Raw genomic sequence first — 4,521 nt, forward strand, 5'->3', positions numbered from 1 at the left:
CGGAGTGGATGTCCCGGAGTCCCGGAAAGTATTAAGGAAAAATCCTCTCTGACCCCGGTTTGTTATGCCGCCTCGGGGTTGAATGTGCGTATGCGGGCCTGGATCCGCTCCTTTCCGCCGCGTTCGGTGACCCGGAGGTCATATTCGGTTTGCAGATTGAGCCAGAACCGTGGCTCCATCTGGAAGAACAATCCGAGACGCAAGGCAGTGTCGGCGGTGATCGGGCGGCGCGCGTTCACGATTTCGCTGATCCGGCTCGGCGGCACGTCGATATCGGCTGCGAGCTGGCGCGCTGTAATACCCAGCGGCTTCATGAATTCCTCAAGCAATATCTCGCCGGGATGTATTTCGTCGAGCATTTCGGCCATGTTCGTATCTCAGTGGTAATCCACAATCTCGACGGCATGCGCGCCGTCGGCTTGCCAGACAAAGCAAATCCGCCATTGGTCGTTGATACGGATGCTGTGTTGGCCCTTGCGATTCCCTTTCAGTGACTCCGGCCGGTTTCCGGGCGGAATGCGCAGCGACTTCAGTTCGGTGGCAGCATGCAGCTGCAACAGCTTGCGTCGTGCAACACGCTCGATGGCTCGAAAACGCGGCACGGATTCACTGTGGAACAGCTTACGCGTGTCACCACAGGCAAAAGAGTGAATCACGTCTACAGCCTATTCCGTACGACGGAATCCGTCAATAGGGATCCGGGAAACATGACGCGTTCGATGAGGACGGAGTGCGGTTGGGCCATACGGGGACTCCTTCCGTGGAATTTGGCCTGAGCCAAAGCTACCGGGCCGGCGCCGGGCGTTCAAGCAAAGTGGGTGTCCCGGAGTTGACCTCACGTTAAGGCGGAAGGACGACAAGACCCACTGTTGACATCCTCTCCGGCCTCAACGTCGCGAACAGGTCCAGGCGGAGTGGATGTCCCGGAGTCCCGGAAAGTATTAAGGAAAAATCCTCTCTGACCCGGGTTTTCTGCGCCGCGATGGGTCCGGCCTTCAAGCCAAGTGGGTGTCCCGGAGTTCCTCAGCGACCTGCTAAGCCGCGCGCGGTTCGACTTCGCGGCGTACGCGGGCGGCAGACTGTATCTGCGCGAGGCGAAGTTCGTATTCCGTTTGCAGGTTCAGCCAGTAGCGCTCGGTGGTACCAAAATAGCGTGCGAGTCTCAGGGCGGTGTCGGCCGTGACGCCGCGTCGCTGGCGAACGATGTCATTCATGCGGGTCGTCGGCACGTGCAGCGCGCCGGCCAAAGCATTCACGCTCATGCCCAAGGGTGCCAGGTACTCCTCGCGGAGGATCTCGCCTGGATGGATAGGCCGCATGCCGTTGGTACTCATCATTTCATCTCCTCAGTGGTAATCCACGATTTCTACATCGTCGGGTCCTTCCGGCGTCCAACGGAAGCAGACTCGCCACTGGTCGTTGATCCGAATGCTGTGCTGGCTCTCTCTATCACCTGCGAGCGCCTCCAGCCGGTTGCCTGGGGGTGCCTTGAGATCAGCGAGGGTCTCCGCCGCATGCAGTTGTATAAGCTTGCGTTCCGCCACCGCCTTGAGAGAAGGCCATCGGCGGGTCTTTCCCGTCTCGAACAGCGCCTGCGTGTCCTTGCAGCGGAAGCTCCTGATCATGCTTAGAGCTTATGCCGTTTAACGTTAAGCGGCAAGCTAAGTCGCTGGCGGGGTACCACCTGGGTCGTTTCGGGTGGGCCTGGTACGCGCAGGCAGATCTGCGCGCGCGGATAGATGCAGAAAACGGGTGTCCTTGAGTGGCCTCGTGCGCGCCGGACACAGCGCGAGACGACGTCGTACCACGGGGTGGCGTCGAGGGAGACGAGGGCGGAGCGGGGCTGGGTCATGCGGGACTCCTTCCGTGGAATCTGGCCTGCGGAAAGGCTACCGCGGCGCCTGGCGTTCAAGCAACGTGGGTGTCCCGGAGTTGCTCGTCCTGGAGTGGCGGTAGTGGTTGCCGGGGTCAGGCGATTCGGCGATGGACCTCCTGGTCCAGCCGGTCTCCGAGTGCGCGTTCGGTGACTTCCAGTTCGTATCGGTCCTGCAGGTTCATCCAGAACTGCGCGGACATGCCGAAGTAACGCCCCAAGCGCAGGGCCGTGTCGGCGGTGACCGCCCGCTTGCCCTTGACGATCTCGTTGATCCGGCGCGGAGGAACGCTGATGTCGTGGGCCAGGCGGTATTGCGAGATGCCCATCTCGTCGAGGAACTCGGCCAGGTGTTCCCCCGGATGCATGGGGTTCATCGTGTTGTCGTCACTCATCGGAGCCTCCGCACAGTCTGACCGATCAGTGGTAGTCCACAATCTCGACGTCGTAAGCGTTTCCGTCCCGCCAGTCGAAGCAGATCCGCCACTGATCGTTGATGCGAATGCTGTACCGGCCCGCCCGATCCCCCTTCAAAAGCTCCAGGCGATGCGAGGGTGGCACCCGCAGATCATCGAGCTCGACGGCCGCCGCGATTCGATCCAGGCGCATCTTCGCGCGGCGCTGAATCTCTGCCGGAAACCGACGGGAAAGGCGTCCATGCGCCAGCTTCTCGGTTTCCTTGTCCCGATAGCTCTTGATCACCGGCAGACGTTAACGCAGTGCGTTATCAATGACAAGTGTTCGCCAAAGACCGCCCACTTCCGGCCGCGCCGGTGCTCGAAGCTGCGGCCGGAGTGGTGACCCAGGCCGCAGAGAAACGTGCGGCGCACGCAGCGGGAGAAGATGTGGTACCAGGGCGTGTCCTCGAGGGAGATGAGGGTGGAGCGCGGATGCGTCATGCGGGGACTCCTTCCGTGGAATCGTGTTGCCGAAGAGGTTAACGCCGCGGCGTTGGCGGTTCAAACAAAGTGCAAACAAAGTGGATGTCCCGGAGTTCGCGTTGGGTGAAGCAACGTGGGTGTCCCGGGGTGCCCTGGCGTTCAAGCAAAGTGGTTATCCCGGCTTTGGTTCGCGGAAATATCAGGGGAAAATCCTCTCTGACCCCGGTTTTGTCTTGCTCAGTCTGGTGAATGGGTTCTTAGCCACTCCTTGAGTGCGGCGTCTATGCGGGTCTGCCAGCCGTTGCCGGTGGCGCGAAACCGCGCGACCACGTCAGCCGACAGGCGAATGGTGACGCGTTCCTTGGTCGGTGCTTTCTGCGGGCCGCGCACACCGAGCTTTGTCGAGAGCGACACGGGCAGAACCTCTTCCGCCGGTCGGAAGAGCGCCAGATCGTCAGCATCCAGCTCCCGTACCTCGCCTGCCTCGTCAATCAGGGGTTTGCGATTTGCCATATCTCCTCACCTCGCGCGCGTTCGCCTTTCGAAAACTGATGACGCGGATGCCCTTCGCCGTCTCCGTGAGACTCCAGGACATCCACGCCTGCACCGAAGATGCCCAGCGCGAAAAGCTGCGGCCCACGCTTGGTCAGCGATCGTAACAGAGCAACCTAGGAGCCAATGTGGGAGCCAATGTGGGTGTCCCGGGGTTAGGTGTGAATCTGGCCTGCGGAACAGGCTGCGGCGGCGGCTGGCGTTCAAGGAAAGTGGATGTCCCGGAGTTCGCGTCCGAACCGTTTTTCAGCGCGGGTGGCGCGCACACAAGCAGGTACGTTCGGCCCTTGCAACGAGGGGGCGTCTATATATGTCCCGGAGAGTGCCTCGCCGGAGTTACTATCAGGAAGGCTCGTCTTCGAGAGCCCGCTCGATCGCCTCGCGGATCAGACGCTGATAAGGAATCCCTCGTGTCTGCGCCTTGGCCTTCACGGCTCGGAGCAGTGGTTCGGGCAATCGCATATTGACGCGGGCCGTCTTCTTCTCGAATTCGAAGTGCATCGGCCGAAAATGGGAGACGTCGTAGCGCGTCAAATCAGCCTCATCGATAAACCGCTCCGCCTCTTCGTCCGTCTTGAGTGGGGGCGGTGCGGGCCGCTTTCCGTTGTCGTTCATAGTGTTCGATCTCCTTGCGGTGCATGAACCGGGCACTGATCGGGCGTATCAGAACCTCCTGTCCGCGTGTCCGCAGGGTGAAGGCAACGAACAGGAAGTGCCCATCACCACTGGATCCGATGGCCAGGAAACGCTCTTCAGCGGTCGAATGCGCGGGATCCGGATAGACGGCAGGCACCTTGCTGAACATCGCCTCGATTTGTGCCTTCGCAACGCCGTGTTTCCCGCACTTGGGCCAGTTGCCCGCATCCCATTCGAACCCAGCGACCCGGACGTTCTGCATGTCAGAAGCCTACACGTTTGTACATACGTCCACAACCAGTGCGAGGGGTGCGGGAAACCGGTCCGCGATTCTGTGCATCGTGCCCGCAGGGAGGGCGCCGTGCGCGCAGCGGGAGGCGACGTGGTAACCAGTGGCAGGTGTCCAGAGGGAGTCGAGGGGGAGCGGGGCTGGGTCATGCGGGACGCCTTCCTGGGAATCTGGCCTGCGGAAGGGCTACCGCGGCGCCTGGCGTTCAAGGAGAGTGGGTGTCCCGGAGTTTTCGATCACGGCGACATCCGTCCATCCAGATTCAGCGGTTGGACGGCGGGCTGTTCGTG

General features: G+C 61.4%; 9 protein-coding genes and 1 pseudogene. All 10 read right to left on the reverse strand.

Annotated features, from left to right (window positions below; translation table 11 throughout):
* Positions 1 to 62: 62 nt before the first annotated feature.
* A complete protein-coding gene (locus EA346_RS00805; RefSeq protein WP_296754417.1) occupies positions 63 to 368 on the reverse strand; it encodes a HigA family addiction module antitoxin in 306 nt (101 codons plus the stop codon).
* Between the two features lie 9 nt (positions 369 to 377).
* Positions 378 to 656 carry a type II toxin-antitoxin system RelE/ParE family toxin gene (locus EA346_RS00810; RefSeq protein ID WP_296754420.1) on the reverse strand — a complete coding sequence of 93 codons (279 nt, stop codon included), beginning with the start codon at positions 654 to 656 and terminating at the stop codon, positions 378 to 380.
* Between the two features lie 378 nt (positions 657 to 1,034).
* Entirely contained in the window at positions 1,035 to 1,334 is a 300-nt protein-coding gene (locus EA346_RS00815; protein WP_296754441.1) for a HigA family addiction module antitoxin, read from the reverse strand.
* A gap of 12 nt (positions 1,335 to 1,346) precedes the next feature.
* Entirely contained in the window at positions 1,347 to 1,625 is a 279-nt protein-coding gene (locus EA346_RS00820; RefSeq protein ID WP_296754424.1) for a type II toxin-antitoxin system RelE/ParE family toxin, read from the reverse strand.
* A gap of 343 nt (positions 1,626 to 1,968) precedes the next feature.
* Positions 1,969 to 2,268: a HigA family addiction module antitoxin gene (locus EA346_RS00825; protein ID WP_296754427.1), complete on the reverse strand. Its 300-nt coding sequence runs from the start codon at positions 2,266 to 2,268 to the stop codon at positions 1,969 to 1,971.
* A gap of 25 nt (positions 2,269 to 2,293) precedes the next feature.
* Positions 2,294 to 2,575: a type II toxin-antitoxin system RelE/ParE family toxin gene (locus EA346_RS00830; protein ID WP_296754430.1), complete on the reverse strand. Its 282-nt coding sequence runs from the start codon at positions 2,573 to 2,575 to the stop codon at positions 2,294 to 2,296.
* Between the two features lie 62 nt (positions 2,576 to 2,637).
* Positions 2,638 to 2,772, reverse strand: a pseudogene (locus EA346_RS00835) (transposase); the annotation flags it as partial.
* A 219-nt stretch (positions 2,773 to 2,991) separates the two neighbouring features.
* A complete protein-coding gene (locus tag EA346_RS00840; RefSeq protein WP_296754432.1) occupies positions 2,992 to 3,267 on the reverse strand; it encodes a BrnA antitoxin family protein in 276 nt (91 codons plus the stop codon).
* Positions 3,268 to 3,648: 381 nt separating this feature from the next.
* On the reverse strand, positions 3,649 to 3,840 hold the full coding sequence (locus EA346_RS00845) for a CopG family antitoxin (RefSeq protein WP_296754435.1): 192 nt from the start codon (positions 3,838 to 3,840) through the stop codon (positions 3,649 to 3,651).
* Between the two features lie 7 nt (positions 3,841 to 3,847).
* Positions 3,848 to 4,204, reverse strand: a complete 357-nt coding sequence (locus EA346_RS00850; RefSeq protein ID WP_296754438.1) for a BrnT family toxin — start codon at positions 4,202 to 4,204, stop codon at positions 3,848 to 3,850.
* Positions 4,205 to 4,521: the final 317 nt, after the last annotated feature.

Origin of the sequence: Thioalkalivibrio sp. (assembly GCF_007692535.1) — a bacterium.
Taxonomy (GTDB): Bacteria; Pseudomonadota; Gammaproteobacteria; order Ectothiorhodospirales; family Ectothiorhodospiraceae; genus Thioalkalivibrio.

What these genes read in the sequence shown, in the direction of transcription:
- EA346_RS00840 (WP_296754432.1), bottom strand. Translation starts at nt 3,267, where the DNA reads ATGGCAAATCGCAAACCCCTGATTGACGAGGCAGGCGAGGTACGGGAG.
- EA346_RS00815 (WP_296754441.1), bottom strand. Translation starts at nt 1,334, where the DNA reads ATGAGTACCAACGGCATGCGGCCTATCCATCCAGGCGAGATCCTCCGC.
- EA346_RS00825 (WP_296754427.1), bottom strand. Translation starts at nt 2,268, where the DNA reads ATGAGTGACGACAACACGATGAACCCCATGCATCCGGGGGAACACCTG.
- EA346_RS00820 (WP_296754424.1), bottom strand. Translation starts at nt 1,625, where the DNA reads ATGATCAGGAGCTTCCGCTGCAAGGACACGCAGGCGCTGTTCGAGACG.
- EA346_RS00805 (WP_296754417.1), bottom strand. Translation starts at nt 368, where the DNA reads ATGGCCGAAATGCTCGACGAAATACATCCCGGCGAGATATTGCTTGAG.
- EA346_RS00850 (WP_296754438.1), bottom strand. Translation starts at nt 4,204, where the DNA reads ATGCAGAACGTCCGGGTCGCTGGGTTCGAATGGGATGCGGGCAACTGG.